Origin of the sequence: Pseudomonas sp. DWP2-2 (assembly GCF_049897065.1) — a bacterium.
Lineage (GTDB): Bacteria > Pseudomonadota > Gammaproteobacteria > Pseudomonadales > Pseudomonadaceae > Aquipseudomonas > Aquipseudomonas paracarnis.
Genome location: NZ_JAFCVN010000021.1, coordinates 15,362 through 39,042 on the forward strand (window position 1 = coordinate 15,362; position 23,681 = coordinate 39,042).

Below are 23,681 nucleotides of genomic sequence, written 5' to 3' on the forward strand. Positions count from 1 at the left end.
TTGGCGTAAACCCGCGAAAAACACGGGTTGGCGCTATAAGAAGTTGTCGCTTGGCGACAAGGCCCCACTGAAAACTGTCCTTACAATCCCTGCATCGCCCGCCAGTTCCAGGCAGGCGTTCCTCTTCAGGAGACTCCGATGTCCGTTGAGCAAGCCCCGGTGCAACGTGCCGATTTCGACCAGGTGATGGTGCCCAACTACGCACCTGCTGCCTTTATTCCTGTGCGTGGCCAAGGTTCGCGCGTGTGGGACCAGGCCGGTCGAGAGCTGATCGACTTTGCCGGCGGCATCGCGGTTAACGTTCTAGGCCACGCCCATCCGGCACTGGTCGGTGCTTTGACCGAACAGGCCAACAAACTCTGGCACGTCTCCAACGTGTTCACCAATGAGCCGGCGCTGCGCCTGGCCCACAAGCTGATCGACGCCACCTTTGCCGAGCGCGTGTTCTTCTGCAACTCCGGCGCCGAAGCCAACGAGGCCGCCTTCAAGCTGGCCCGTCGCGTGGCGTTCGACCGTTTTGGCAGCGAGAAGTACGAGATCATCGCCGCGCTGAACAGCTTCCACGGCCGTACCCTGTTCACCGTCAACGTCGGTGGCCAGTCGAAGTACTCCGATGGTTTCGGGCCTAAAATCACCGGCATCACCCACGTTCCTTATAACGACCTGGCCGCATTGAAAGCCGCGGTGTCGGACAAGACCTGCGCCGTGGTGCTGGAGCCGATCCAAGGTGAAGGCGGCGTACTGCCAGCCGAACTGGCTTACCTGCAAGGCGCCCGCGAACTGTGCGACGCGAACGACGCGCTGCTGGTGTTCGACGAAGTGCAAACCGGCATGGGCCGCAGCGGACACCTGTTTGCCTACCAGCATTACGGCGTGACCCCGGACATCCTCACCAGCGCCAAGAGCCTGGGCGGCGGCTTCCCGATTGCGGCGATGCTGACCCGTGAAGACCTGGCCAAGCACCTGGTAGTCGGCACCCACGGCACCACCTACGGCGGCAACCCGCTGGCGTGCGCGGTAGCGGAAGCGGTGATCGACGTGATCAACACCCCAGAAGTGCTGGCGGGTGTGAATGCCAAGCACGACCTGTTCAAGGCGCGCCTGGAGCAGATCGGCAAGCAGTACGGCATCTTCACCCAAGTGCGTGGCATGGGCTTGTTGATCGGTTGCGTACTCAGCGATGCCTTCAAAGGCAAGGCCAAGGACGTGTTCAACGCGGCCGAAAAAGAGAACTTGATGATCCTGCAAGCCGGCCCCGACGTGGTGCGTTTTGCACCGAGCCTGGTGGTGGAAGAGGCGGACATCAATGAAGGCCTGGATCGTTTTGAGCGTGCTGTGAAGACGTTGACGCAAGCCTGATAGCGACACATTTTATTGGCCGGACCTGAACACATGTGGGAGCTGGCTTGCCTGCGATAGCATCACCTCGGTGACATTGATATACCGAGTTGCCTGTATCGCAGGCAAGCCAGCTCCCACATGGATCTGCTGACACATTGAGACCGATGTGTATCCAGGGCCTGTGTCCGGCATTTTTTCCTCTGTGAGTTTTCGAGTTAAGGAGTGACACCATGCTGGTGATGCGCCCCGCGCAAATGGCTGATCTGGGCGAGGTACAGCGTCTGGCTGCGGACAGCCCGATTGGTGTCACCTCCTTGCCGGATGATGTGGAACGCCTGAGCGACAAGATCGCGGCCAGCGAAGCTTCTTTTGCGGCCGAGGTGAGTTTCAATGGTGAAGAGAGCTATTTCTTCGTGCTGGAAGACACCGAGACCGGCAAGCTCGCCGGCTGCTCGGCCATCGTGGCCTCGGCCGGTTACTCCGAGCCGTTCTATAGCTTTCGTAACGAGACCTTCGTACACGCCTCCCGCGAGCTGAAGATCCACAACAAGATCCACGTGCTTTCCCAGTGCCACGACCTTACCGGCAACAGCCTGCTCACCAGTTTCTACGTGAAGCCTGCGCTGGTCGGTTCGCCGTGGTCGGAACTCAATTCCCGTGGCCGACTGCTGTTTGTCGCCAGCCATCCCGAGCGCTTTGCCGACTCGGTGGTGACCGAGATTGTCGGCTACAGCGACGAGAACGGTGACTCGCCGTTCTGGGATGCCATTGGCCGCAATTTCTTCGACCTCAACTACGCCGCCGCCGAGCGCCTGTGCGGGCTGAAAAGCCGTACCTTCCTCGCCGAGCTGATGCCGCACTATCCGATCTACGTGCCGCTGCTGCCGGACGAAGCGCAAGAAGCCATGGGCCAGGTGCACCCGCGTGCGCAAATCACCTTCGACATCCTCATGCGTGAAGGTTTCGAAACTGACCATTACATCGACATCTTCGACGGTGGCCCGACGCTGCACGCCCGGGTGTCGGGCATTCGCTCGATTGCCCAGAGCCGCGTGGTGCCAGTGAAAATCGGTGAGATGGTCAAGGGGGTTGGCCGCCAGTACCTGGTGAGCAACGCGCAGTTGCAGGATTACCGTGCGGTGATGCTGGAGCTGGACTACGCGCCCGGCAAACCAGTGACCCTGGACCTGGCGGCAGCCGAAGCGCTGGGCGTTGGCGAAGGCGCCAGTGTGCGCCTGGTTGCGGTTTAAAAAGAGAGTTTCGCGGGTGGCTGACAACAGCGGCCCGTTCGAGGAGATAGCATGATCGTTCGTCCCGTACGCAGCAGCGATTTACCGGCCCTGATAGACCTGGCGCGCAGCACTGGCACCGGCCTCACCACCTTGCCGGCCAACGAAGAGCGCCTGACCCACCGGGTGGGCTGGGCGGAAAAAACCTTTCGCGGCGAAGCCGGGCGCGGCGATGCCGACTACCTGTTCGTGCTGGAAAACGACGAAGGCCGCGTGGTGGGAATCTCCGCCATCGCTGGCGCCGTTGGCCTGCGCGAGCCGTGGTACAACTTCCGGGTTGGGCTGACTGTCAGCGCTTCCCAGGAACTGAATATCTACCGTGAGATACCGACGCTGTTCCTGGCCAACGACCTCACCGGTAATTCCGAATTGTGCTCGTTGTTTTTGCATGCCGATTACCGCAACGGCCTCAACGGTCGCATGCTGGCCAAGGCGCGCATGTTGTTTATCGCCGAGTTCCCGCAACTGTTCGGCAACAAGATCATTGCCGAGATGCGCGGTGTGTCCAACGACGCCGGGCGTTCGCCGTTCTGGGAAAGCCTGGGCCGGCACTTCTTCAAGATGGAGTTCAGCCAGGCCGACTACCTCACGGGCGTAGGCAACAAGGCGTTTATCGCCGAGCTGATGCCCAAGTTCCCGCTGTACAGCTGCTTTCTCTCCGAAGACGCGCGCAATGTAATCGGCAAGGTCCACCCGGACACCGAGCCGGCGCTGAGCATGCTCAAGAGCGAAGGCTTCAGCTACCAGGGCTATGTGGATATTTTCGACGCCGGCCCGGCGGTGGAATGTGAAACCAGCAAGATCCGTGCGGTGCGCGACAGCCAGTCACTGGTGTTGGCCATCGGCACGCCGGGGGACGATGCCACGCCGTTCCTGATCCATAACCGCAAGCGCGAGGAATGCCGTATCACCGCCGCTCCGGCCCGTCTGGCGGCAGGTACGCTGGTGGTCGATCCACAGACCGCCAAGCGCCTGCAACTGGTGGTGGGTGATCAAGTGCGTGCTGTTGCGTTGTCTGCTGCTCGGGAGTCCAAATAATGAATTCGCTGTATATCGCAGGTAGCTGGCTGGCTGGCCAGGGTGAGCTGTTTGAATCGCGCAACCCGGTGACTCAGCAAGTGCTGTGGGCTGGCAATGGTGCCAGTGCCGAACAGGTCGAATCCGCCGTGCAGGCTGCGCGCCAGGCATTCCCGGCATGGGCCAAGCGCCCGCTCGAAGAACGCATCAGCGTGCTGGAAACCTTCGCCGCCACGCTTAAAAGCCGTGCCGATGAAATCGCCCGCTGCATTGGCGAAGAAACCGGCAAGCCACTGTGGGAGTCGGCCACTGAAGTCACCAGCATGGCCAACAAGATTGCGATCTCGGTGCAAAGCTACCGCGAGCGTACCGGCGAGAAGAGCGGCCCCCTGGGCGACGCCACCGCTGTGTTGCGCCATAAACCCCACGGTGTGGTGGCGGTGTTCGGCCCTTACAACTTCCCTGGGCACTTGCCCAATGGGCACATCGTCCCGGCGTTGCTGGCGGGCAATACCGTGCTGTTCAAGCCGAGCGAGCTGACCCCCAAGGTCGCTGAGCTGACCGTACAGTGCTGGATCGAAGCCGGTTTGCCGGCGGGCGTGCTGAACCTGCTGCAAGGCGCGCGGGAAACCGGCATCGCCCTGGCGGCCAACCCAGGCATCGACGGCCTGTTCTTTACCGGCTCCAGCCGCACCGGCAATCACTTGCACCAGCAATTCTCAGGGCGGCCCGACAAGATCCTGGCCCTGGAAATGGGCGGTAATAACCCGCTGGTCGTGGACGAAGTCGCCGACGTGGATGCGGCGGTGTACACCATCATCCAGTCGGCGTTTATCTCGGCGGGCCAGCGTTGCACCTGCGCGCGCCGCTTGCTGGTGCCGCAAGGTGCCTGGGGCGATGCCTTGCTGGCGCGCCTGGTGGCGGTGAGTGCGAGCATTGAAGTGGGCGCTTTCGATCAGCAACCGGCGCCGTTCATGGGGTCGGTGATCTCCCTGGCTGCGGCCAGAGCCTTGATGCAAGCCCAGGAACTGATGTTGGCCAATGGTGCCGTGGCACTGCTGGAAATGACCCAGCCTCAGGCTCAGGCCGCATTGTTGACCCCTGGAATCATCGACGTAACCGGGGTGACGGAACGTGAAGACGAAGAGCTGTTCGGCCCGCTGCTGCAGGTGATCCGCTATGCGGATTTTGCCGGTGCCATCGCTGAGGCCAACAACACCCAGTACGGCCTGGCCGCTGGCCTGTTGTCGGACTCCGAAGCGCGTTACCAGCAGTTCTGGCTGGAAAGCCGCGCCGGTATCGTCAACTGGAACAAGCAGTTGACCGGCGCTGCCAGTACCGCGCCGTTCGGTGGTGTCGGGGCGTCGGGCAATCATCGCGCCAGTGCCTATTACGCGGCGGATTATTGCGCGTACCCGGTGGCGTCGTTGGAAACGCCAAGCCTGATAGTCCCGGCAACGCTCACGCCAGGTATAACGCTGATCTAAATGTGGGAGCGGGCTTGCTCGCGAATGCGGTGTTTCATTCAACATTTGAAGTGACTGAACCACCGCTTTCGCGAGCAAGCCCGCTCCCACAATGGATCTGTGGTGTATTCAAGTGATTTGATGCCTATAAAAACAGATGTTTGTGGAGCCTCGCCGATGAAATCCTGTGAAGTCAATTTTGACGGTCTAGTGGGGCCGACCCATAACTACGGCGGTTTGTCATTCGGCAACGTCGCGTCCCAAAGCAACAGCCAGCAGTCTTCCAACCCGAAGGAAGCGGCGTTGCAGGGCCTGCAGAAAATGAAAGCCCTGATGGACATGGGCTTTGTGCAAGGTGTATTGGCGCCCCAGGAGCGCCCGGATGTAGCCGCCTTGCGCAGCTTGGGTTTCAGCGGCACCGACGCTCAGGTGATCGAGCAGGCTGCCAGGCAGGCCATGCCTTTGCTGGTAGCGAGCTGCTCGGCATCCAGCATGTGGGTAGCCAACGCCGCCACCGTCAGCCCAAGTGCCGACACCGCAGACGGTCGTGTGCATTTCACCGCTGCCAACCTCAATTGCAAATACCACCGCAGCATCGAGCACCCCACCACCAGCCGAGTGCTGGGGGCGATGTTCTCCGATGGCAAGCATTTCGCTCACCACGCCGCCTTGCCGGCCGTGGCGCAATTTGGCGATGAAGGCGCGGCCAACCACACGCGTTTCTGTCGTGAGTACGGCGAGGCGGGCGTCGAGTTTTTCGTCTTCGGCCGTAGTGCTTTCGACCCCCGTTACCCGGCCCCGCAGAAGTACCCGGCGCGCCAGACCCTCGAAGCCTCCCAGGCCGTTGCGCGCCTGCATGGCTTGAAGGATGATGGTGTGGTCTACGCCCAGCAGAACCCTGCGGTGATCGATGCCGGTGTGTTCCACAACGATGTGATCGCGGTGGGCAACGGCGAGGTGCTGTTCTATCACGAGGATGCGTTCCTCAATACCGAACAGATGCTCGCCGAACTGCACGGCAAGTTGAGCAAGCTGGGCGGCAACTTCCAGTCGGTGTGTGTGCCCCGCGCGTTGGTCAGTGTCGAGGACGCGGTGCGTTCCTACCTGTTCAACAGCCAGTTGCTGACTCGTCCTGATGGTTCGATGCTGCTGATCGTGCCGGAAGAGTGCCGCGCCAATGAGCGCGTGTGGCAGTACCTGCAAGGCTTGACCGTTTCCGGCGGGTTGATCCGCGAAGTCAAGGTCTTCGACCTCAAGCAAAGCATGCAGAATGGCGGTGGGCCGGCGTGCCTGCGCCTGCGCGTGGCGTTGAACGAAACCGAGCTGGCGGCCGTGAACCCAGGGGTTATCATGACCGCGCCGTTGTACGAAACCCTGACCCAATGGGTGGGCAAGCACTACCGCGACAGCCTGCGCGAAACCGACCTGGCTGACCCGCAGTTGCTGCTTGAGTGCCGGACGGCATTGGATGAACTGACGCAAATCCTTAAACTGGGCTCGGTTTATCCTTTCCAGATCAATTAATGCCACACGGCTGAGATATTTTATTTATGACCGACACCCTGAAACTCATCCTTGAAGACACCGACGGCACCCAGCTGGAAACCTCCTGCACCCGCGTCGCGGTGGTCTGGCAGGGCAAGGAGATCTGGATCCAGCACGATGGCCGCGGCCAACTGCTGATTGGCGTAGACGTAGAGGAGGGCGATGCCGAGTACGCCAACCTGCTGATGCGCCCATTGGCCACCAACCTGATGAGCCTGCAACTGGAAATGGAGCCGGCCGACGTTGAAGGTGACGACGACGATCACGTCCATGGCCCAGGCTGCAACCACTAAGGAAGCTGCTTATGCTCGCCCTCGGCAAACTGCTTGAACTGACCCTCGCCGGTCGTGAACCGGCGCAAAAAATTCAACTGACTGTCGACGGCGTGCAGATGCGCTGGCTCAGCGAAGGCGCGCTTGAAGTGCGTCCTCCTGAAGCTCTGGACAACGGCAGCGACTTGCTGTTGTCGTCCGGCATCCATGGCAACGAAACCGCGCCGATCGAATTGCTCGACCGCCTGTTGCATGGCATTGCCCGCGGGGAGATCAAACCCCGCACCCGTATTCTGTTCCTGTTCGGTAATACCGAGGCCATGCGCCGCGGTGAGCGTTACCTCGAGCTGGACGTCAACCGGCTGTTCAATGGCCGTCATGAACAAAACATTGGCCCCGAAGCCATGCGCGCCGCCGAGCTTGAGCAATTGGCCCGCAGCTTTTTCAGCCTGCCTGGCCGCTCGCGCCTGCATTACGACCTGCACACCGCGATTCGTGGCTCGAAGATCGAACAATTCGCGCTGTATCCCTGGAAGGAAGGGCGCCAGCATTCGCGCCACGAGCTGGCACGCCTGCGCGCTGCCGGTATACAAGCGGTGTTGCTGCAGAATAAAACCTCGATCACCTTCACCGCGTTTACCTATGAACAGTTGGGCGCCGAGGCCTTCACCCTTGAATTGGGCAAGGCGCGACCATTCGGGCACAACGAGGGTGTAGACGTGCGTCTCCTGGAGGCTCGCCTCACGCAGATCATCGAAGGCACCGAGCCTGTGACCGAGAGCCTGGACGGCCTGCAGCTGTTTGCCGTGTCCCGTGAAGTGATCAAGCACAGCGACGCGTTCCTGTTGCACCTGCCGGCGGATGTGGAAAACTTCTCGCCGTTGGCCAAGGGCTACCTGTTGGCCGAAGACGTGGCCAAGACCCGTTGGGTGATCGAGGAGGAGGGCGCGCATATCATTTTCCCCAACCCGAAGGTCAAGAATGGCCTACGGGCGGGGATATTAATTGTGCCGACCTCAGAAGACGCCGCGGAGCTTAAACAGGGTTAAAGGAATACTGTTTGCGCGGCGGCATGTTCAGTTCTTCGCGGATACCATTCTCACTGAATGACACCGGGTTGGAATTGGTGGGTGGAGTCGACGGGTCGTTGTCGAAGTCGAAAGGGGGGGCGTCTGTAGGCAGGCCCACCGCCTGCAGTTCGCTGTTGCGGATGAGCGGACGGGCCTTGTCGCCGTCGACACCGTCCTCGCTGTATCCTGGCAGGGTGGTTCCGGTGACCGCGTTGTACGCATGGCACAGCTCGTGATAAAGCAACGGTATGTTGGTCATTCGATTGCCGATGAACGTCGGATTGTAGTAGATCGAACCACCGTAGGCCGGTATGCCCCGTTGATTATTCTCAATGAATGACCTGGGTTCCGATTCGTTGCTCGGCGCAAACAGCCCGTTGCTCTCATCTTGCAACTCATAGATATTGATTGGGGTGCCGCCTATCAATTGCGCGGCGTACAGCGCTTGCAGCAATTGTTGCCCGTTCGGCGATTGGGCCAGCAGCGAGAGGTCATCGTTTACTCGTTGTTGAAACTGGAGGCTACCGACTACTCGAACGCCGCTGTGGATCAGAGGGTAGTAATTGATATCGGTCACCCGCGCTTGCTGGACATCTATTGGCGAGCTGTTCCCTGATGTGGAAGCGGGCACGCTGAACTGCTGCGCAGCAACAAGGATGGTGTTGGAGTCTTTGAAGACTATGTCCCTCGGCTTGAGCTGAAGTGCCAGATCCATGCCGTGTCCGGCATACATCACATTGCTGTGCGGGCCTGCCTGTAAAATATCATCGCCTGGCCCACCCACCAGGATGTTGTGCTTGCCTCCCCCTGTCAGATGATCATGGCCCTCTCCGCCATTGATAAAGGCCTGCCCTTGGGCGCCAATGACGGTATCGTCCCCCGCGCCGGAGTAGACCGTCATGTCACCGTCGGCGAGGGCAACAACCTTGTCGTTTCCATCACCTGCCTCGATATAGCAGGCGCCTCGCCGAGTCAGGATCATATCTTCGCCGGGGCCGGCGAAAATGCGCGAGTAGCCGCCTCCGGCCCAGATGCGATCACTGCCTTCACCGGCGTCGATCAGGATGGGGTGGGTGACATCGTCGGCAACATTAATTAGGTCATCACCGCCCTGTGTCCGGAACACCACGAACTGATTGAGCCCGTTCAGGGTGACATGGAAACGTTGCGTATTGACTATGACGCTGAGTCCTTCACCTTCGCCTTGCGCGGGGAGGTCGACGCAGATTCGGTCGGCTTTATCGGTGGTTGTGAACACAAGGTAATCGTGCAGTTCATCGGCCAATTCGCGCTCGACAAGCACGGTATTATCGGAATGCAGCGTGATGAACGCTAACGGCAGTTGGGCGTGCGGGCCCCTTTGGAGGTTTTTGGTGCGGTTGATGGGGTCGCTGATTCGTCCGTCAATCATCCAGACGTTATCGGGAGCGCGCGGAGCGCTTGGAAGGGTAATCTCAGACATGCTGACTCCGTTGATGATGGGAACTCTTTTGAGGTAAACCTCAAAACCATTACATCGTCGGTACATCAATCACTGGTTTTACTTATATATATGCCCTGTCGATCCAAGGAAACTCGGCTGGACAGGGCTCGGATGCAATCAGCTAACGCGCTTTTGCGGCTCGCTTTGATAGATCGCCCGCACTTTGTGCAGGGTATCGGCGCAGGTACGCGCAGCTTCCTGACCCTTGTGCACGAAGTGCTCATAGAAGAACGTGGTGTGCTCGCTGCCGGCATGGAAGTGGTGCGGCGTCAGGGACACCGAGAACACCGGCACTTCAGTTTCCAACTGCACCTGCATCAGGCCGCTGACCACCGATTGCGCGACGAATTCGTGACGGTAGATGCCACCGTCCACCACCAGCGCGGCAGCGACGATCCCCGCGTAACGGCCGGTCTTGGCCAGCAACTTGGCGTGTAGGGGCATTTCAAAGGCGCCGCCGACTTCGAAGAAGTCGATGTCCGATTCCTGATAACCCTGGGCGATCATTTCGGCGAGGAAGCCTTTGCGCGATTGGTCGACAATATCCTTGTGCCAGCAGGCCTGGATAAACGCGACGCGCTCGCCGTGATGGTTTTTGCTTTTGCTGTCGATTGCGGTGGGTTGCATGTTCTGACTCCTGTTTAAGAAAAAAACAGGGCGTTATGAATCGAATGGGATTTAAGGGTACGCATGCGCAAACAGGCGCGCGGCCCTTAGGTGCCAATCCCGTTCTCTCTTCATCCGGACTATGACCGTCGGCCCCGGGATCACACCGGGTCTGCTGACCTTGTCGCCGTCCTGCCTGAGCAGTTCAAGGCGCCAAGCGCTCGCGGGCTATGCACATTGCGTGCAATTACCGCCGGTGGGGAATTGCACCCCGCCCTGAGAACGTTGCCGCCAGAACCCTGGCGGCGGAGAGTTTTTAACATGGTTTTTCGAAAACTGCACGGCTGCCGTCTCGATAACTTATATCGGTTTGATTGGTTGGTATTCGAATGAATGCAATAGGGGCTTGATATTCCGTGGCTTTGCCCGCAGTAATCACACACAAAAGGACTTATCCACTCCGTTAGAGGCCCCCTTCATGACCGTGATCGACCTGCGCAGCGACACCGTGACCCAACCTACCCCCGGCATGCTCGACGCAATGGCCAGCGCCGTCAGCGGCGATGATGTTTATGGTGAAGACCCCAGCGTTAACCGCTTGGAGGCCGAGTTGGCCAAGCGCCTGGGCTTTGCCGCGGCGCTGTTCGTACCCACCGGCACCATGAGCAACCTCCTGGCGTTGATGGCTCACTGTGAGCGCGGCGAGGAATACATCGTCGGCCAGCAGGCCCACACCTACAAATACGAAGGTGGCGGTGCGGCGGTGCTGGGGTCGATCCAGCCGCAGCCCCTGGAGGTTCAAGCTGATGGCTCCCTTGATCTGAACCAGGTGCTTGCAGCCATCAAGCCCGACGACTTCCACTTCGCGCGCACGCGCCTGCTGGCGCTGGAAAACACCATGCAGGGCAAAGTGCTGCCGCTGGATTATCTGGCCAAGGCCCGGGCATTTACCCACGAGCACGGCCTGGCCCTGCACCTGGATGGCGCCCGCCTTTACAACGCAGCAGTCAAGCTGGGGGTGGATGCGAGAGAAATCGCCCAGCACTTCGATTCGGTGTCGGTGTGCCTGTCCAAGGGCCTCGGCGCGCCGGTCGGTTCGGTGCTGTGTGGCTCGGCGGCGCTGATCGCCAAGGCTCGGCGCTTGCGCAAGATGGTCGGCGGCGGCATGCGCCAGGCCGGCTCACTGGCGGCGGCGGGGTTGTATGCTCTGGATCATCAGGTGCAGCGCCTGGCTGACGACCATGCCAACGCGCAATGGCTGGGCGATGAGTTACGCAAGGCCGGCTACAGCGTCGAGCCGGTGCAGACCAATATGGTGTATGTGCAGGTAGGCGATCAGGCGCAGGCGCTGAAGGCCTTTGCGGCCGAGCGTGGGGTCAAGTTGAGTGCCGCGCCGCGCCTGCGCATGGTCACCCATCTGGACGTCAGCCGGGCGCAGATCGAGCAAGTGCTGCAGACATTCGTCGCGTTTTCGCAGAAATGACAGTGCAGGCCGTCTAATTGACTGTTTCTATCACATAAACACGCTGTACCACCGGCAAAGGGCCGATATAATGCGGCCCTTTGCCGTCGCTCCGTCTGATGATGTTGCGCACTGGCCTTTGGCCGCAGCCTCCGTGGAAGAACCTAATGAAAAGCGCAGAAATCCGTGAAGCCTTCCTTCGCTTCTTCGAAGAGCAAGGTCACACCCGTGTAGCCTCCAGCTCCTTGATCCCAGGCAATGACCCAACCCTGCTGTTCACTAACGCGGGGATGAACCAGTTCAAGGACTGCTTCCTGGGCCAGGAAAAGCGCGCCTACACCCGCGCTACCAGCAGCCAGAAGTGCGTACGCGCCGGCGGCAAGAACAGTGACCTGGAAAACGTCGGCTACACCGCTCGTCACCACACCTTTTTCGAGATGCTGGGTAACTTCAGCTTCGGCGACTATTTCAAGAAAGACGCGATCACGTTCGCCTGGACGTTCCTCACCGGCGTGCTGAAGCTGCCCAAGGAAAAGCTCTGGGTCACCGTGTACGCGACGGACGATGAAGCGTATGACATCTGGACCCAGGAAATCGGTGTACCTGCCGAGCGCATGATCCGTATCGGTGACAACAAAGGCGCGCCCTACGCGTCCGATAACTTCTGGACCATGGGCGATACCGGCCCGTGCGGCCCGTGCACCGAGATTTTCTACGATCACGGCGACGATATCTGGGGTGGCCCGCCAGGTTCGCCGGAAGAAGACGGCGACCGTTACATCGAGATCTGGAACAACGTGTTCATGCAGTTCAACCGCACCGCCGATGGCGTGTTGCATCCGCTGCCGGCACCGTCGGTGGACACCGGCATGGGCCTGGAGCGGATCAGTGCGGTGATGCAGCACGTTCACTCCAACTACGAAATCGACCTGTTCACCAACCTGCTGAGCGCCTCGGCGGCAGCCATTGGCTGCGCCAATGAAGGCCAGTCTTCGCTCAAGGTGGTGTCGGACCACATCCGTTCCTGCGGTTTTCTGATCGCCGACGGCGTGCTGCCTTCCAACGAAGGCCGTGGCTACGTGCTGCGTCGCATCATCCGTCGTGCGTGCCGCCACGGTAACAAGCTGGGCGCTACCGGCAGCTTCTTCTACAAGATCGTGGCCGCGCTGGTTGCCGAGATGGGCGATGCCTTCCCGGAACTCAAGCAACAGCAAAGCAACATCGAGCGGGTGCTCAAGGCTGAAGAAGAGCAGTTCTCCAAGACCCTGGAGCATGGCCTGAAAATTCTGGAACAGGACCTGGCTGAACTCAAAGGCACCGTGGTGCCGGGTGATGTGGTGTTCAAGCTGTACGACACCTATGGTTTCCCGATGGACCTGACTGCCGACATCGCCCGCGAGCGTGAGTTGACCGTCGACGAAGCCGGTTTCGAGCGTGAGATGGAAGCCCAGCGCGTGCGCGCACGTTCGGCCAGCTCCTTTGGCCTGGACTACAACACCCTGGTCAAGGTTGACGTACCGACCGAGTTCACCGGCTACAAAGCCACTGCGGGCTCGGCCAAGATCGTCGCCATCTATAAAGACGGCAAGTCGGTCGACGTGTTGAGCGAAGGTGAAGAGGCGGTTGTGGTGCTGGACCAGACGCCGTTCTATGCCGAGTCGGGTGGCCAGATTGGCGATTGCGGTTTCCTGAGCTCGACATCCGGTCGTTTTGATGTGCGCGACACCACCAAGACCGGCGGGGCTTTCCTGCATCACGGTGTGCTGGTGCTGGGCAACTTGACCGTGGGCGCACCGGTAGACACCCAGGTCGATGCCGACGTACGGCATGCCACCGCGTTGAACCACTCGGCTACTCACTTGCTGCATGCCGCACTGCGCCAGGTACTGGGCGAGCACGTGCAGCAAAAAGGTTCGTTGGTGGACAGCCAGCGCCTGCGTTTTGACTTCAGCCACTTTGAAGCGATCAAGCCTGAGCAGATCAAGGCCCTGGAAGACATCGTCAACGCCGAGATTCGCAAGAATACCCCGGTTGAAACCGAAGAAACCGATATCGAGACCGCCAGGAATAAAGGCGCCATGGCGCTGTTTGGCGAGAAGTACGGCGACGAAGTCCGCGTACTGAGCATGGGCGGCAGCTTCTCGGTAGAACTCTGTGGTGGCATCCACGCCAACCGCACCGGCGATATCGGCCTGCTGAAGATCATCAGCGAAGGTGGTGTGGCCTCGGGCGTACGTCGTATTGAAGCGGTAACCGGTGCTGCGGCCCTGGCTTACCTCAATGCGGCCGAAGAACAACTCAAGGAAGCGGCCGGCCTGGTCAAGGGCAGCCGCGACAACCTGATCGACAAGCTGTCCGCCGTGCTGGAGCGCAACCGTGCGCTGGAGAAACAGCTGGAGCAGTTGCAGGCCAAGGCGGCGAGCGCTGCGGGCGATGACCTGTCGGCCGCGGCGGTTGACGTCAAGGACGTAAAAGTCCTGGCTGCGCGCCTGGACGGCCAGGATGGCAAGGCGCTGTTGGCCTTGGTCGATCAGTTGAAGAACAAGCTCGGCCGCGCAGTGATCCTGCTCGGCAGTGTCCATGAGGATAAGGTCGTTCTGGTTGCTGGTGTAACCAAGGACCTGACTGGCCAACTCAAAGCCGGTGATTTGATGAAGCAAGCCGCTGCGACAGTGGGCGGCAAGGGCGGTGGTCGTCCGGACATGGCGCAAGGCGGTGGTGTCGATGCCGCAGCCCTGGACGCGGCGCTGGCCTTGACCGTGCCATTTGTCGAGGCAGGTATTTAAAGCACTGTTAACCGGCCCGTGGTCTGTCTAGTCACGGGCTTGTTCAGTGCGGGTGGATTGGAAATTAGGCGCCCCTTTACGGGCTGAGGCTGCTTGGAAATGGCTTTGATCGTACAGAAATTTGGAGGCACCTCGGTCGGTTCTGTCGAAAGAATCGAGCAGGTCGCCGACAAGGTTAAGAAATTCCGCGATGCTGGCGATGACCTGGTAGTGGTGCTGTCGGCCATGAGTGGCGAGACCAATCGCCTGATCGATCTGGCCAAGGCCATCAGCGGTGATCAACAGCCGCTGCCGCGCGAGCTGGATGTGATTGTCTCCACGGGCGAGCAGGTAACCATTGCGCTGTTGGCCATGGCGCTGAACAAGCGTGGCGTGCCAGCGGTGTCCTACACTGGTAGTCAGGTGCGCATTCTTACAGACAGCGCACATACCAAGGCGCGGATCCTGCAGATTGATGATCAGAAAATTCGCACTGATCTGAAAGCAGGCCGTGTGGTAGTTGTAGCGGGTTTCCAGGGCATGGATGAGCACGGCAACATCACCACGCTGGGTCGTGGCGGTTCGGACACCACCGGTGTGGCCCTGGCGGCAGCGCTCAAGGCTGACGAATGCCAGATCTATACCGATGTGGATGGCGTCTACACCACTGACCCACGCGTCGTGCCAGTGGCCCAGCGCCTTGACAAGATCACCTTTGAAGAAATGCTGGAAATGGCCAGCCTTGGTTCCAAGGTGTTGCAGATTCGCGCGGTGGAGTTCGCCGGCAAGTACAACGTTCCGCTGCGCGTATTGCACAGCTTCAAGGAGGGTCCGGGCACCCTCATTACTATTGATGAAGAGGAATCCATGGAACAGCCGATCATTTCCGGCATCGCTTTCAATCGCGATGAAGCCAAGCTGACGATCCGTGGCGTGCCAGACACCCCAGGCGTGGCTTTCAAGATTCTGGGGCCTGTCAGCGATGCGAATGTTGAAGTCGACATGATCGTGCAGAACGTTTCGCACGACAACACCACCGATTTCACCTTCACCGTGCATCGCAATGAATACGATGCAGCATTGAAAATCCTGCAGAACACTGCGAGCGAGATTGGCGCCCGTGAAGTGGTCGGCGATACCAAGATTGCCAAGGTGTCGATCGTCGGGGTGGGCATGCGTTCCCATGCTGGCGTTGCCAGCCGTATGTTCGGGGCTCTTGCCAAAGAAGGTATCAACATCCAGATGATTTCCACCTCGGAAATCAAAGTCTCGGTCGTCCTCGAAGAGAAGTACCTGGAGCTGGCTGTACGCGCGCTGCATACGGCTTTTGAGTTGGATGCTCCGGCCCGACAGGGCGAGTGATGCGTTGCCAGGAAGGCGCGGTTTACCGCGCCTTTCATTTTTTTGTGGGGTACATGGTCTTTTGCATGGGCTCGACAATACTTAGCGAGTAGGGCTACGACCTTTTGGTTGTAGGTCGAATGCTTTTTTTTTGCAGACTGTTGTTCCTGAACTGAAATGCGTGAGGTGAAAGGTATGCTGATTCTGACTCGTCGTTGCGCAGAAAGCCTGATTATCGGTGATGGCGAAATCACTGTGACCGTGCTCGGCGTCAAAGGCAATCAAGTACGTATTGGGGTTAACGCTCCGAAAGAGGTGGCGGTCCACCGCGAGGAAATCTACCTGCGGATCAAGAAAGAGAAGGACGAAGAACCAAGCCTTTAATTTTTATCGTTTTTTATGTTTGCAAACGGGGAGGAACGTGGTTAATATACGCCCCGTGTTGCGGAGAGCTGGCCGAGTGGCCGAAGGCGCTCCCCTGCTAAGGGAGTACACCTCAAAAGGGTGTCGGGGGTTCGAATCCCCCGTTCTCCGCCATTATTTGCTTAGTACGTTGCAATCTGGTTTTTTCGGTAAGTTGTTGAAAATACTCGAAAAAATAGCTTTACATAGAGATTGAACGGCCTATAATGCGCGGCAACAAATGCACTCGTAGCTCAGCTGGATAGAGTACTCGGCTACGAACCGAGCGGTCACAGGTTCGAATCCTGTCGAGTGCACCATTTAAGAGTTAGTTGCAGCGATGCAGGTAGCTTGGCTTCAACCAGTTGTGATCTGGTCTAAAAACACAATCTGCACTCGTAGCTCAGCTGGATAGAGTACTCGGCTACGAACCGAGCGGTCACAGGTTCGAATCCTGTCGAGTGCACCATACAAACAAAAAGCCCGCCTAGTGCGGGCTTTTTGCCGTCTGGGGTTTGTATAGGCTTTATCCGGCGTCCTCCTTTTTCTCCCTCCTCATGTGTTTTCCCATGCGTCTGCGTCGTCGCAGTTCATAGATGCAGCCAATACTGAGCTTTGGCGTGCAAGCGCTTGTTCTTTCCAGTTTTTTAACGTTTAAAACGTCCGGGCGGTGTATCATGCGCCCGTCAGCCCCGCCGGGGCTTGTGGAATACCTCCATGGACTTACCCAGTAGTTACTCAGTACCCCGTTTTACCAATCATGAATTGACTGATTGATCCTTCCGGCGTGCCCCGCTGCTGGGAGTGGAGTTCGCCTATGACCGAAGTAGAAGTAAAGAAAACACAAGAAAGCCTGCAGGATCGTCTGGCTCAAGTTATCGAGCTGCTGCAGCGCCAGCGCGTGGTCGAAGACCTCACGCACCGCCAGGAAGGTCCGAACCACGACCGCGTCGAAAACCTGGTTCACCGGCAAAACCTCGTCGAGTTGCAACGCAAGCTCGATGACCTGCACTCCGCCGACGTCGCCTACATTCTTGAAGCCTTGCCGTTGGATGACCGACTGACCCTGTGGCAGTTGGTGAAGGCTGATCGCGACGGTGACATCCTTCTGGAAGTATCGGACTCGGTGCGTGAGACGCTCATCGCCGACATGGATGACCACGAACTCCTGGCTGCCGCCAAGGAGATGGATGCGGACGAGCTTGCTGACCTGGCCCCTGAGCTGCCCCGTGATGTTGTCCATGAGTTGATGGAAGCGCTCGACACTCAGCAGCGTGAGCGTGTGCGTTCCGCGCTGTCGTACGACGAGGATCAGGTCGGCGCCCTGATGGACTTCGAGATGGTCACCATCCGCGAAGACGTCAGCCTGGAAGTGGTGCTGCGTTACCTGCGCCGCCTCAAAGAGTTGCCCGGCCACACCGACAAATTGTTTGTGGTCGACTATGAGGGCATCCTCAAAGGCGTTTTGCCGATCAAGCGCCTGCTGGTCAATGATCCGGAGAAAAAAGTTGCTGACCTGATGGCCAGCGATACCGTGAGCTTCCACCCGGACGAAGATGCCTACGACGCGGCCCAGGCATTCGAGCGTTACGACTTGATCTCGGCTCCGGTGGTAGATAAGAACGGCAAGTTGATCGGTCGTCTGACCATCGATGAAATCGTCGACTTGATCCGTGAGGAAAGTGAAACCGAAGTCCTCAACATGGCGGGTTTGCGTGAAGAGGAAGATATTTTCGCGTCGGTCTGGCGTTCACTGCATAACCGCTGGGCCTGGCTGGCTATCAATCTGATTACCGCGTTTATCGCTTCTCGCGTGATCGGGTTGTTTGAAGGCTCCATCGAGAAGCTGGTTGCCTTGGCGGCGTTGATGCCGATTGTGGCGGGCATTGGCGGCAACTCCGGGAACCAGACCATCACCATGATCGTGCGCGCCATGGCGCTGGACCAGGTCAGTACCGCCAATTCCTCACGGCTGTTGCGCAAGGAACTGGCTGTAGGCCTCATAAACGGATTGGTGTGGGGGGGCGTGATTGGCGTGGTGGCCTACTTGCTCTACGGAAGTTGGTCCCTAGGTGTGGTCATGACTGCGGCCATGACCCTTAACCTGTTGCTGGCGGCCTTGATGGGGGTATTGATCCCCATGACCCTGGCGCGTCTAGGTCGCGATCCCGCCATGGGTGCCAGTGTGATGATCACGGCCATGACTGACAGTGGTGGTTTCTTCATCTTCCTGGGCCTGGCAACGATCTTCCTGCTCTGACCCTTCCCGCGGGGGCAAACCTGCCCTCGCTTTGCTTCTTATTCCCAAACTCGACGCAAAAAAAGCCAGCACAGGGCTGGCTTCGGCTTTCAGGTGTCAATCAATTGGCTTCTGCGGCCGCCTCCACGTCGTGCGCGATAAGCGAGACGAGAGCATTTTGCTGGCGGTGGGAGAGCTGACGGAAACGCTGCAGCAGTTCGCGTTCGTGCAGTGACAGCTCGGGGCTGTCCAGGCGCATGCTCAACTCTTCACCCAAGGCACCTTCCTGAATAAGGCTTTGTTCCAGGCGTGCGATGATTTCGGAGTTCATGCTGCGGTGATGATTGCGAGCCACCTCGGCAATGCGTTCCCGCATTCCGTCTGGCAGACGTACGACGAATTTGTCAGCCGTACGGCTGGAATAAATTGCCTGTTTCAATGGGCGCATATATTTAACCGGTTAGTTCAGGGGAGCGGTTTCTGGAATTGGCCGCAAGATGAGTGTTAAGACAAGGCTCACGACCAAAGTTCAACGCGAATTGCAAAGAGGCCGCATCATGCCTCAGATTTGCCATTTCATTGGCGTCAATTCTGTGACAAATATTGAACCGCCTAAAGGCTTTATGCCAGTACTGATTTGCGTTTTTGCGGACTGGTTGGAAAAATTTCCCGCAGCTGCAGCGAAGCTCGGCAACCTTCGTTCAGGCCAGCGCGGAATCTGAGTCGAAGGGTGTCCTTTCTATAGGGGTATGGCCTTTTGCCCGCAAGCTTAAGGTTAGTAGCTGTTCGGCTATTTACGAGTGTCAGGCGACATAAGGTAGGGAGAAGGGGCGGCGGGGAGGGCTAGCGAAGGAGTGGATCGAATTTGATTCGGCGACCCTTGATGAGTGCAATTATCAGTAGGCTGCCCAGCACGGCGCTTGCGACGAAGGCTAGGGTTTGAGCTTGTTGTGAGGTGGCTCCCAGGCCTAGTGCGGCGGACATGAGGGTCAGGCACAGAAATAACCAGGCAGATTTGGACATGAATATTTTCTCAGAAAATCCAATGCTCGGCCGCTGGGGCAGATTGGGTTTCTTGGGTCAGGCGGATGGGGGGCTGGGGGTTGGCAGTCATCAGTGCGAGTTGAGGGCGCTGTTGCAGATGGTGGGGAATGGCTTGGCTGATTTGCGCGCCGTCTTCAGTATTGGTCGGCTGAAAATGAAACGTCACCACCGCGGCCAGTGCCACAGCGTTCAGTGCTAATAGAAGGGCGCTGTTCATAGTCATGGTCTCCACGGTGCCTGAAACGATTGGTTGTGTATATATGACTTTGCAGATGTCGTGCCAACCTATTAGGCCAATAAAAACAAAGAGTTAGATTTGATTTGTGGGGTTTTGAGGTTGCAGTTTGCAATGATGGCATATTGGCGCAGTGCAATTTGCACGATACATCTGAAGGCTTTGGACTGCAGCGAGAGGCTTTGAATGCATTCGCAGGGATCGGCCTACATTCAAAATGCCAACGGACGACATGACAAAACCAGCCTCGGCCGTTAAGATGCACGCCGTCTGTCGCTAGCCCTTCCGGGTAAGCATTTGGCATTTGTCCCAGTAGCTCAATTGGATAGAGCATCCCCCTCCTAAGGGGAAGGTTGGCCGTTCGAACCGGCCCTGGGACACCATATATTTCAAGGCCTTCAAGCAATAACTTTAGATTCTTGATTGCGCTGTGACAGCAAGGTGACAGCAAACGGATTGCAGTGCGTACTCATGTCCTTTGAGGTTGAGCGCTAAATGAGCCTTCTCTACCACTACACCAGCCAACATGGATTGCTCGGAATTCTTGGCAGCCAAGCTGTATGGGCAACCAACACCCATTTCCTAAACGATCCCACTGAATTCGTTCATGCACTGGCGCTTGCTCAGCCAATGGCGAGCCGTGCATATGACGACGATTACTCCCAGTTCTTCGGGGCCGCGCTCTACCACAGCCTGGATCATATGCACGGGGAGGATCTGTACGTCTCATCGTTCAGTGAGAAGCCTGACTTGCTAAGTCAGTGGCGGGGATACTGCCCTGGTGGAAGCGGCTACTGCATCGGTTTTGACCAAGCATTGATCGCTGAGTACTGCGAGGAGCGGGGCATTAGGCTAGAGAAATGTCTTTACGAGTATGCTGACCAACTTGGAGCTGTCGCGAGCATAATTTCTGCCGCCAAAGACTTTTTTCCGTCGATACCGTATTCGGAAGAGCAGTTTTATTCTCTTCCGATCGATGAAAAGCTCGACGCCATGGACGAACTCAGACGAAAGCTGGAGCACGAGCTTAAATCTGATGGCGATCGGGTTATAGAGAAGGCTTGTGAGCTTCTATCGGGTCTTGCGTCGCTGTTCAAGCATCAAGGGTTTCATGAGGAAGCTGAGTGGCGAATCATCGCTAGTAAGCCTGAACAGGAAGTCTGCTTCCGGCCTGGGCCATCATATGTCATACCCTTCATTTCACTCGATTTGCTCAAGACGAAGCCTCATGCGCTCAAACGAGTGATTGTCGGTCCGAATCCAAACCAGCCGCGCGCTGAGAAGGCTGCGCAGATTTTACTTGAGCGGTATGGCTATAGCGCCGACATCGTGACGTCTTCGGCCATCCCGTTCAATAATTGGTAATCAAACCGTACCTCGGATACGTAGCACGGTTGTAGTGGAGCAGTTGGCGTGTCTGGAGGTGGCCCGGATGCCTAACCCAGCGGCCAGTAGTTCCTTTACCCTCTTGTGCAGATCCTCATCGACCGGCCGGCCCTGGTACTTACCAGCAGCTTTAGCCTTCTCGATGCCCTGAGCTTGGCGCTCGCGGCGCTGCTCGTAATCCTTGCGTGCAATAGCCGCCATCATTTCCACCAGCATTGAGTTGATTGCGCCCAGCATCCGGCTTGTGAACTCGTCGCCCTTGGTATCCCGCATTCCCTGGTGGCTGGTCGGCAGGTCGAGCGCGACAATGCGTAGGCCCTTTGAGTCGATTGCCGCCTTGAGCTTTTGCCAGTCCTCCACTGGCAGGCGGGATAGGCGATCTATCGACTCCACCAGCAGCACGTCACCCTTGCGCGCATCTTTCAGCAGGCGGAGCAGCTCCGGCCGGTCGGCTGTGGCGCCGCTGGCGTTCTCCAGGTATACGCTGGCGATGACCTTGTTATGGTCGCTGGCGAATTGCTCGAGCGAAACCCGGGCGCGGCCGGCGTCTTGCTCTTCGGTGGATGCTCGGAGGTATGCGCGGATGAACATGATGGGTGCCTGTATCAGTTAGGGCGTTGTACTAATACTGTTGCACTATGGGTGTTACTTATCAAGCGAAAAGCCCGAAAAAGGCAAAATAAGCCTGTATCTGGATAGGCATACTTCAAGATATGATTGATATCAGACATCATTTTGCCAGCAAGGGAGTGTTTATGGCGGAGAGTCAGTATCCTTGGAATACCCCAGACCAACTGCAACGAGACCAGATTCGATCTGCCCTAGCGGCGAGGGAAAAAGAGCTAGACGAACTTCGCAGTCAGTTGGTCCAGCGCGAGGAGATGATTGATCGTCGCTCGGCGCAGGACAAAAAAATGCTTGAAAGGCGCGAGCGCGAGCTAGCTGATGCTTGGGACAAGCGTCAGCAAAATTTGATCGAGCAGGAGCAAGCATTTCTTAAACGCCAGGAAGAATTTGAGCGGAATTTCGAGGTTGAACGACAGCAAATCGACGATCGGCGGCGTGAATACCTTGAAGAAAGGCGTGATTTAGAGTCTTTAGCCCGCGCGCTTGAGCAGGAAAGAATCCGTCTTACACAGGAATCTCAGCAAACTCTGCAAGACAACTCCAAACGTTTCGTCGGTTCAGCCCTGACGCTATTAGGTGACAAGGAAGGCCGGTTTCATAGAATCGCCAATTGGTGGGCGGTAGGGGGAGCCGCTGCTCTACTGGCAGGTGTAGCCATAGCCGTAGTCACAATGTTGAGTAGTTCAGATTCGTATCATCAAGCCTCAGCAGCCGGATTAGGATATTACTTCTTCCATCTATTCAGAGGCTTGATTGTAGTCGGCGTCTGCGTAGCCCTTGCTAGGTATGCGTTCATCTTTAGCAACTCGTATATGCACGAATCTCTGAAGGTGGGTGAGCGAGCACACGCAATACGGTTCGGAGAGTTTTACCTCGATACATACGGAGCAAATGCCGAGTGGGAACAGGTCAAGGAGGCGTTTGCCCATTGGAACATCTCGGGTCAGAGTGCCTTTTCTAAACATGATCCCAGTTCAGTAGACCCGGCAGTTGCAGGCGCGGCTGGAAAAGTAATGGAAAAGGCCATAGAGGTTGCTTCTGCGGCAGCGAAGAAATCCGAATAGGAATACTCGCTAGGTCCTGTCTTCAGCATAAATCGCGGCGCTGATGATCGCGCCGCCTACCCGTCGCTTGCCGTAGCAGAGCGGAACAGGGTTGCCGGATGCCGTGGTGTTCTTGGCACTGCCAAAGGCGTAGCCCGGCGTGTTCTCGGGCGCGGCGCTCGTCTTGAGGCCGCCAGCCTGGGGGCTGAGCATTTGGATTACGCCGCCGGCGACCATACCCACGCCAGATGCAAACAGGCCGGCTGATACTGGAGGCGCCCAGAACGTGAAGAATGAAGCAGCTATAAGCAGCGCACCGACGACCGTTTGCAAAACCCCTGCGCGCTTACTGCCAACGATCACAGGCGCGATGATGATGTCGCCTTGTCCTTGGTAGGTGAGCTCGCTCTCCCCGATATTTTTCTTGCCTCGAAACACGGCAAACACGAGCCCGCGAGACTTTGCGTTAGACAGAAACCGTTCAAACCCTGGGATCTGCACTGACAGTGCTTTGATGGCCTCGGCCGTCGTGCGGACGGAGAACTGGTAGGACTTACCGAACTGCCGTAGCTGCCCGCACAGCTTGATGGTAGTGAGTGGGGCGTATTCAATTGCTGTAGCGGCCATGGGGCCTCCTATGGATTGGTGGAAGGGGCGGGAAGACCAAGGCGAATGGCGAGCACAGCGCGCGACATATGCGCCTGATCGATGGTCAGCTGCTCCTGGCGCGGGTCGTAGTTCCACACCCGGTTGTAGATCGTCTCGCTGGCCCGGGCGCCGCTGAATGTGCCCCGCAGCAGATCGGCCGAAACCCTGGCCTCATCCTCGGTAAAGAATGGCCCGTCCACGGTCACCTGCTGGCCGCCGATGACGTGCTGGACCTCCCACACCGTGTAGCCCGCGTCTGGCCCCTGGATCAGTTCGTAGGGTTTGAATTTCTGAATTTTGCACGCCTCGGTAAAGCGCTCTTGAAACGTCATGTCTTCTTACTCAAAGAATCAGCCGGCTGATCGGCGCTACCAATACTTGCGCAGCGCACGGATGCTCA

Annotated in this window: 23 protein-coding genes, 4 tRNA genes and 1 riboswitch; of the genes, 19 read left to right on the plus strand and 8 right to left on the minus strand. The window is 58.1% G+C overall.

The genetic code is table 11. The features are described 5' to 3' along the window. Positions 1–138: 138 nt before the first annotated feature. From ACP7CZ_RS26585 to astE, 7 genes are all read left to right on the plus strand, one after another. Positions 139–1,359, plus strand: a complete 1,221-nt coding sequence (locus ACP7CZ_RS26585) for an aspartate aminotransferase family protein (RefSeq protein ID WP_034128468.1) — start codon at positions 139–141, stop codon at positions 1,357–1,359. A 212-nt stretch (positions 1,360–1,571) separates the two neighbouring features. Further along, the gene (gene aruF, locus ACP7CZ_RS26590) at positions 1,572–2,591 is read left to right on the plus strand and encodes an arginine/ornithine succinyltransferase subunit alpha (RefSeq protein WP_015885475.1); all 1,020 of its coding nucleotides are present in this window, start codon (positions 1,572–1,574) and stop codon (positions 2,589–2,591) included. 51 nt (positions 2,592–2,642) lie between these two features. Next, positions 2,643–3,668: an arginine N-succinyltransferase gene (gene astA, locus ACP7CZ_RS26595; protein ID WP_003193612.1), complete on the plus strand. Its 1,026-nt coding sequence runs from the start codon at positions 2,643–2,645 to the stop codon at positions 3,666–3,668. Next, positions 3,665–5,134 (plus strand): succinylglutamate-semialdehyde dehydrogenase, encoded by a 1,470-nt coding sequence (gene astD / locus ACP7CZ_RS26600; protein WP_164919372.1) that lies wholly within the window; start codon positions 3,665–3,667, stop codon positions 5,132–5,134. Before astA ends, astD begins: the two co-directional genes overlap by 4 nt. Positions 5,135–5,290: 156 nt before the next feature. Next, the gene (gene astB / locus ACP7CZ_RS26605; protein WP_294171805.1) at positions 5,291–6,637 is read left to right on the plus strand and encodes an N-succinylarginine dihydrolase; all 1,347 of its coding nucleotides are present in this window, start codon (positions 5,291–5,293) and stop codon (positions 6,635–6,637) included. Between the two features lie 26 nt (positions 6,638–6,663). Next, the gene (locus ACP7CZ_RS26610; protein ID WP_003175651.1) at positions 6,664–6,951 is read left to right on the plus strand and encodes a hypothetical protein; all 288 of its coding nucleotides are present in this window, start codon (positions 6,664–6,666) and stop codon (positions 6,949–6,951) included. A gap of 11 nt (positions 6,952–6,962) precedes the next feature. Then, a complete protein-coding gene (gene astE, locus ACP7CZ_RS26615; RefSeq protein WP_054922329.1) occupies positions 6,963–7,979 on the plus strand; it encodes a succinylglutamate desuccinylase in 1,017 nt (338 codons plus the stop codon). Here the strand turns inward: astE and ACP7CZ_RS26620 are convergent. Both ACP7CZ_RS26620 and ACP7CZ_RS26625 read right to left on the minus strand, forming a co-directional pair. Next, positions 7,966–9,462, minus strand: coding sequence for a M91 family zinc metallopeptidase (locus ACP7CZ_RS26620; protein WP_172415519.1), 1,497 nt, complete (start codon positions 9,460–9,462; stop codon positions 7,966–7,968). The two genes, astE and ACP7CZ_RS26620, sit on opposite strands and share 14 nt — an antisense overlap. Before the next feature lie 138 nt (positions 9,463–9,600). Next, a complete protein-coding gene (locus ACP7CZ_RS26625; protein ID WP_054922336.1) occupies positions 9,601–10,110 on the minus strand; it encodes a 6,7-dimethyl-8-ribityllumazine synthase in 510 nt (169 codons plus the stop codon). Between the two features lie 97 nt (positions 10,111–10,207). Then, positions 10,208–10,377: riboswitch (FMN riboswitch) on the minus strand. 190 nt (positions 10,378–10,567) lie between these two features. Here ACP7CZ_RS26625 and ltaE point away from each other — a divergent pair. From ltaE to mgtE, 8 genes are all read left to right on the plus strand, one after another. Further along, entirely contained in the window at positions 10,568–11,572 is a 1,005-nt protein-coding gene (gene ltaE / locus ACP7CZ_RS26630) for a low-specificity L-threonine aldolase (RefSeq protein ID WP_034128464.1), read from the plus strand. Positions 11,573–11,718: 146 nt separating this feature from the next. Next, positions 11,719–14,337 carry an alanine--tRNA ligase gene (gene alaS / locus ACP7CZ_RS26635; RefSeq protein WP_014719590.1) on the plus strand — a complete coding sequence of 873 codons (2,619 nt, stop codon included), beginning with the start codon at positions 11,719–11,721 and terminating at the stop codon, positions 14,335–14,337. Positions 14,338–14,436: 99 nt separating this feature from the next. After that, complete coding sequence (locus ACP7CZ_RS26640; protein WP_294171788.1) at positions 14,437–15,678, plus strand: aspartate kinase; 1,242 nt, start codon at positions 14,437–14,439, stop codon at positions 15,676–15,678. A 174-nt stretch (positions 15,679–15,852) separates the two neighbouring features. Beyond that, complete coding sequence (gene csrA, locus ACP7CZ_RS26645) at positions 15,853–16,041, plus strand: carbon storage regulator CsrA (protein WP_003175645.1); 189 nt, start codon at positions 15,853–15,855, stop codon at positions 16,039–16,041. A gap of 62 nt (positions 16,042–16,103) precedes the next feature. Further along, positions 16,104–16,194 (plus strand) — tRNA-Ser (locus tag ACP7CZ_RS26650). A gap of 108 nt (positions 16,195–16,302) precedes the next feature. Continuing rightward, a tRNA-Arg gene (locus ACP7CZ_RS26655) sits at positions 16,303–16,379 on the plus strand. A 72-nt stretch (positions 16,380–16,451) separates the two neighbouring features. Further along, a tRNA-Arg gene (locus tag ACP7CZ_RS26660) sits at positions 16,452–16,528 on the plus strand. A 348-nt stretch (positions 16,529–16,876) separates the two neighbouring features. Beyond that, positions 16,877–18,319, plus strand: coding sequence for a magnesium transporter (gene mgtE, locus ACP7CZ_RS26665; RefSeq protein ID WP_003193593.1), 1,443 nt, complete (start codon positions 16,877–16,879; stop codon positions 18,317–18,319). 100 nt (positions 18,320–18,419) lie between these two features. On the opposite strand, the gene ACP7CZ_RS26670 is transcribed toward mgtE, so the two are convergent. Then, positions 18,420–18,746 (minus strand): Arc family DNA-binding protein, encoded by a 327-nt coding sequence (locus ACP7CZ_RS26670; protein WP_003193592.1) that lies wholly within the window; start codon positions 18,744–18,746, stop codon positions 18,420–18,422. 49 nt (positions 18,747–18,795) lie between these two features. Here ACP7CZ_RS26670 and ACP7CZ_RS26675 point away from each other — a divergent pair, with 49 nt between their 5' ends. Further along, on the plus strand, positions 18,796–19,020 hold the full coding sequence (locus ACP7CZ_RS26675; RefSeq protein WP_103299870.1) for a hypothetical protein: 225 nt from the start codon (positions 18,796–18,798) through the stop codon (positions 19,018–19,020). Between the two features lie 121 nt (positions 19,021–19,141). On the opposite strand, the gene ACP7CZ_RS26680 is transcribed toward ACP7CZ_RS26675, so the two are convergent. Both ACP7CZ_RS26680 and ACP7CZ_RS26685 read right to left on the minus strand, forming a co-directional pair. Continuing rightward, a complete protein-coding gene (locus tag ACP7CZ_RS26680) occupies positions 19,142–19,321 on the minus strand; it encodes a PA3371 family protein (RefSeq protein ID WP_034128463.1) in 180 nt (59 codons plus the stop codon). Between the two features lie 10 nt (positions 19,322–19,331). After that, positions 19,332–19,559, minus strand: coding sequence for a hypothetical protein (locus ACP7CZ_RS26685; protein WP_236454981.1), 228 nt, complete (start codon positions 19,557–19,559; stop codon positions 19,332–19,334). A gap of 324 nt (positions 19,560–19,883) precedes the next feature. Between ACP7CZ_RS26685 and ACP7CZ_RS26690 the strand changes: the two genes are divergently transcribed. Beyond that, positions 19,884–19,960, plus strand: a tRNA-Arg gene (locus ACP7CZ_RS26690). A gap of 112 nt (positions 19,961–20,072) precedes the next feature. Next, a complete protein-coding gene (locus tag ACP7CZ_RS26695; RefSeq protein WP_426175441.1) occupies positions 20,073–20,942 on the plus strand; it encodes a DUF2971 domain-containing protein in 870 nt (289 codons plus the stop codon). On the opposite strand, the gene ACP7CZ_RS26700 is transcribed toward ACP7CZ_RS26695, so the two are convergent. Then, on the minus strand, positions 20,943–21,554 hold the full coding sequence (locus tag ACP7CZ_RS26700; protein ID WP_058410850.1) for a recombinase family protein: 612 nt from the start codon (positions 21,552–21,554) through the stop codon (positions 20,943–20,945). A gap of 122 nt (positions 21,555–21,676) precedes the next feature. On the opposite strand from ACP7CZ_RS26700, the gene ACP7CZ_RS26705 reads away from it, so the two are divergent. After that, positions 21,677–22,654, plus strand: a complete 978-nt coding sequence (locus ACP7CZ_RS26705) for a hypothetical protein (protein ID WP_426175444.1) — start codon at positions 21,677–21,679, stop codon at positions 22,652–22,654. Positions 22,655–22,663: 9 nt separating this feature from the next. Here the strand turns inward: ACP7CZ_RS26705 and ACP7CZ_RS26710 are convergent, their stop codons facing one another. Both ACP7CZ_RS26710 and ACP7CZ_RS26715 read right to left on the minus strand, forming a co-directional pair. Then, positions 22,664–23,260 carry a tail assembly protein gene (locus ACP7CZ_RS26710; protein ID WP_426175446.1) on the minus strand — a complete coding sequence of 199 codons (597 nt, stop codon included), beginning with the start codon at positions 23,258–23,260 and terminating at the stop codon, positions 22,664–22,666. Positions 23,261–23,268: 8 nt separating this feature from the next. After that, positions 23,269–23,613 carry a hypothetical protein gene (locus ACP7CZ_RS26715; protein ID WP_426175448.1) on the minus strand — a complete coding sequence of 115 codons (345 nt, stop codon included), beginning with the start codon at positions 23,611–23,613 and terminating at the stop codon, positions 23,269–23,271. Positions 23,614–23,681 lie beyond the last annotated feature (68 nt).